Source organism: Oleiphilus sp. HI0086 (assembly GCF_001635225.1).
In genome coordinates this window covers 1-3,292 of record NZ_LWFZ01000698.1, presented here as the reverse complement: position 1 = coordinate 3,292, position 3,292 = coordinate 1, and the positions used below count along the sequence as shown (strand labels likewise).

Genomic DNA, 3,292 nt, shown 5'->3' with positions numbered 1-3,292 from the left:
TCACATGGGTATGGAGAAGTCATCGTTTCCTGTTGTAGATGATTTATTAAGGCATGGCGTTTATGTAAAAGTTTGCGGCTTTGGTCGAGTCGATTTTGACCCTATTAAGCGCCTTCAAGAGATGGTGCTGATTAATCCTAATGCTTTGATGTTTGGAACAGATCTTCCCTCAACGCGCGCTTTGAGGCCATTTAGAAATGAAGATTTGAGTTTGATTAAAGGCATTTTTTCTTCCGATTCGTACCAGAATATTACCTGGCATAATGGTAGGCGGTTTTACCGCCTTGATACTGATTAACAATCAAAAGGTTTAGAAGTATGTCCCTGATACTAGGTATAGATCCCGGCTCACGAGTAACCGGCTACGGGCTTATTTCGAAGGATAGGGGGCGTTTATCTTATGTTGCAAGTGGTTGTATTCGTACCGGGGATGGAGCATTTTCCGACCGTCTGTTAGTTATATTTCAAGCCGTTGGACAGCTCATTCAGCAGTATCAACCGGATCAATTTGCAATCGAAGAGGTTTTTATGGCCAAGAACCCTTCTTCAGCGCTTAAGCTTGGTCAGGCACGTGGCGTAGCCATTGTTGCAGCCGCGAATTCAGGGCTCGAAGTTAACGAGTATTCGGCTAGAAAGGTCAAGCAAGCGGTTGTTGGTAAGGGGGGGGCAGATAAGTCTCAAGTCCAGTTAATGGTTATGCACCTGTTAAAGCTTGAAAGCTCACCTCAAGCAGACGCAGCAGATGCTTTGGCAATAGCAATTTGCCATGCGAATAGTGAGAAGCTGTTGCTGCAAGTTTCTGGTGTTAGTCAAAGTCGCGGTGGTCGTATGCGGTAGTTATTGACTGATTTGCTTAAGGCGACAAAATGGGAAATCAATAGTAAATAAGGTAGATAATTTAGATGATTGGTAAATTGCTAGGAATAGTCGAAGAGAAGGGTGCCCAGAGTGTTTTATTAAATGTGTCGGGCATATGTTATGAAGTCGAGGTACCAATTTCTACGTCTTTTTCTTTGCCTGAGGCGGGCGCTAGCGTGAGCCTATATACTCATTTTGTTGTTCGCGAAGATGCTCAATTGTTATATGGCTTCTTGAATAAGAAAGACCGAGACATGTTCAGGGTTCTCATAAAGGTTAACGGTGTTGGTCCAAAGTTGGGGATAACTATTCTATCTGGTTTAGATAGTGCATCTTTAGCTCGCTGCGTAGCTGATGATGATGTTTCTACGTTGGTGAAGCTACCAGGTATTGGCAAGAAAACGGCCGAAAGGTTGTTGATAGAGCTGAGAGATAAGGTTAAAGGCCTTGTTCCTGAGGGTGGTGATGTGTCAATTTCTGAGCTTGATATGCCTCTAGCGCGTGTTAGCGATATCGAAGGTGAAGCCGAAGCGGCGCTGATTTCCTTGGGTTATAAGCCTCAAGATGCTGCGAAATCTATTAAATCAGTGCGTCATGAGGGGCAAACCCTAGAGTCTCTTCTTAAAGCTGCACTAAAAGGAATGTTGTAGCACCTGGCTTATAGGTCGGCGAGGTCTAACATATTTTTAACTTTAGTCCCTTGGATTGATCTGTAAACTGTCTTTCATAGTAAGTTCTTGGTGTGTCATTACGGCCACGCCCAGATTGATGTTTCCTGTTTGGAATGTACATGATTGAAGCAGATCGTATTATTGCCGCTCAAGCTGCCGAGCTTGGTGGTGTGAGTGAAGATGTTCAAGATAGAGCGATTCGGCCTAAGTCTTTAAGTGACTATGTTGGGCAGCCCGCTGTTAAAGAGCAAATGGATATCTTTATTCAAGCAGCCAGTAAAAGGCAAGAAGCGCTGGATCATGTGCTTATTTTCGGTCCGCCTGGACTAGGTAAAACAACGCTAGCGAATATTATTGCAAATGAGCTAGGGAGCAATATTAAGTCTACTTCTGGCCCTGTTCTTGAAAAAGCCGGTGATCTTGCTGCATTGCTGACAAACTTGGAAGCAGGAGACGTTCTTTTCATTGATGAAATTCACCGAATGAATGCTTCAGTTGAAGAAGTCTTATATCCGGCAATGGAAGATTATCAGCTCGATATCATGATAGGTGAAGGTCCGGCTGCAAGGTCTATCAAGCTCGACTTACCTCCCTTTACGCTTGTTGGTGCAACCACGCGAGCAGGTTTGCTCACCTCTCCGTTAAGAGATCGATTTGGGATCGTTCAGCGTCTTGAGTTCTACAATAACCAGGATTTGAGCTCCATTGTTAGTCGTTCAGCCCAGTTACTCGGATTAGAGATTGAACAGGGTGGAGCCGATGAGATAGCCTGTCGTTCCAGAGGGACGCCCCGGATAGCCAATCGATTGCTAAGGCGAGTAAGAGACTACGCCGAGGTTAAAGGTAATGGTGTCTTGGATAAGAACAATGCTGATAAAGCCCTAAGTATGCTCAACGTTGACGCAAAAGGCTTGGATCAAATGGATCGGCGCTTACTACTCGCGGTACTCGAAACATTTGCTGGCGGCCCGGTTGGCGTAGAAAGCATGGCGGCAGCAATTAGTGAGGAGCGAGGCACGGTTGAGGATGTCTTGGAGCCTTACCTGATTCAGCAAGGGTATTTGGCAAGAACGCAGCGCGGTCGTCTGGCAACACAAAAAGCATGGCAGCATTTTGGTTTGAAAGCACCCGCCGAACTCAGCGGCGGAGCGTGATATGACATGTTCTAGCGAAGCATTCAGTCTGCCAATACGCGTTTATATAGAGGACACTGATGTTGGCGGCGTCGTGTTTTATGCTAATTATTTAAAGTATTTTGAGCGTGCTAGAACGGAGTTTATTCGAAGTTTAGGGTTTGAGCTTCGGGCTGGTTTCGAAGAAGGAATCAGTTATGTAGTGCATAGCCTTGATGTTAGATACCTGGCCCCCGCCAAACTTGATGAAATACTGAATGTTACTGCTTCGGTTTCGTCTCTAAAAAGAACTTATATAGAATTTGAACAGTTTGTTGAAGACTCATCTGGTAGGCGGCTAGTTGAGGGGAATGTTAAGGTCGCTTGTGTATCATTGCCTGATAACAAGCCGAGAGCGCTACCCGAAGGCCTGAAGCAAGCCTTGAGTTCAACAGGGTTACAAAGTTAGTCAGCTATTACCGTATTTTGTGCCTAGATTTGGCAGATTACCTGGAGAAAATAAGTGCAGGAAAAGATTTCGATTGTTGGTTTGATTCTTGATGCAAGTTTTATTGTGCAGTTGGTTATGTTGGCATTATTGCTTGCGTCGATAATATCCTGGTATCTGATATTCCAGCGCTCTAGTTTCTT

At 44.8% G+C, this 3,292-nt stretch carries 5 protein-coding genes; all 5 read left to right on the top strand.

All coding sequences use genetic code 11. The annotated features are described in order from the left end of the window. On the top strand, window positions 1-298 hold a 298-nt coding region (locus A3756_RS11180), incomplete at its 5' end, for a hypothetical protein (RefSeq protein WP_197481269.1). Window positions 299-318: 20 nt separating this feature from the next. Next, complete coding sequence (gene ruvC / locus A3756_RS11175) at window positions 319-837, top strand: crossover junction endodeoxyribonuclease RuvC (RefSeq protein ID WP_068511032.1); 519 nt, start codon at window positions 319-321, stop codon at window positions 835-837. A gap of 65 nt (window positions 838-902) precedes the next feature. After that, window positions 903-1,508 carry a Holliday junction branch migration protein RuvA gene (gene ruvA, locus A3756_RS11170; RefSeq protein WP_068511030.1) on the top strand — a complete coding sequence of 202 codons (606 nt, stop codon included), beginning with the start codon at window positions 903-905 and terminating at the stop codon, window positions 1,506-1,508. Between the two features lie 140 nt (window positions 1,509-1,648). Further along, window positions 1,649-2,683, top strand: coding sequence for a Holliday junction branch migration DNA helicase RuvB (ruvB, locus tag A3756_RS11165; RefSeq protein ID WP_068511029.1), 1,035 nt, complete (start codon window positions 1,649-1,651; stop codon window positions 2,681-2,683). A gap of 1 nt (window position 2,684) precedes the next feature. Then, the gene (locus A3756_RS11160; RefSeq protein ID WP_068511027.1) at window positions 2,685-3,110 is read left to right on the top strand and encodes a YbgC/FadM family acyl-CoA thioesterase; all 426 of its coding nucleotides are present in this window, start codon (window positions 2,685-2,687) and stop codon (window positions 3,108-3,110) included. The last annotated feature ends 182 nt before the right edge of the window (window positions 3,111-3,292 follow it).

Coding starts and splice junctions, on each gene's coding strand:
- ruvB (WP_068511029.1), top strand. CDS start 1,649: ATGATTGAAGCAGATCGTATTATTGCCGCTCAAGCTGCCGAGCTTGGT.
- A3756_RS11160 (WP_068511027.1), top strand. CDS start 2,685: ATGACATGTTCTAGCGAAGCATTCAGTCTGCCAATACGCGTTTATATA.
- ruvC (WP_068511032.1), top strand. CDS start 319: ATGTCCCTGATACTAGGTATAGATCCCGGCTCACGAGTAACCGGCTAC.
- ruvA (WP_068511030.1), top strand. CDS start 903: ATGATTGGTAAATTGCTAGGAATAGTCGAAGAGAAGGGTGCCCAGAGT.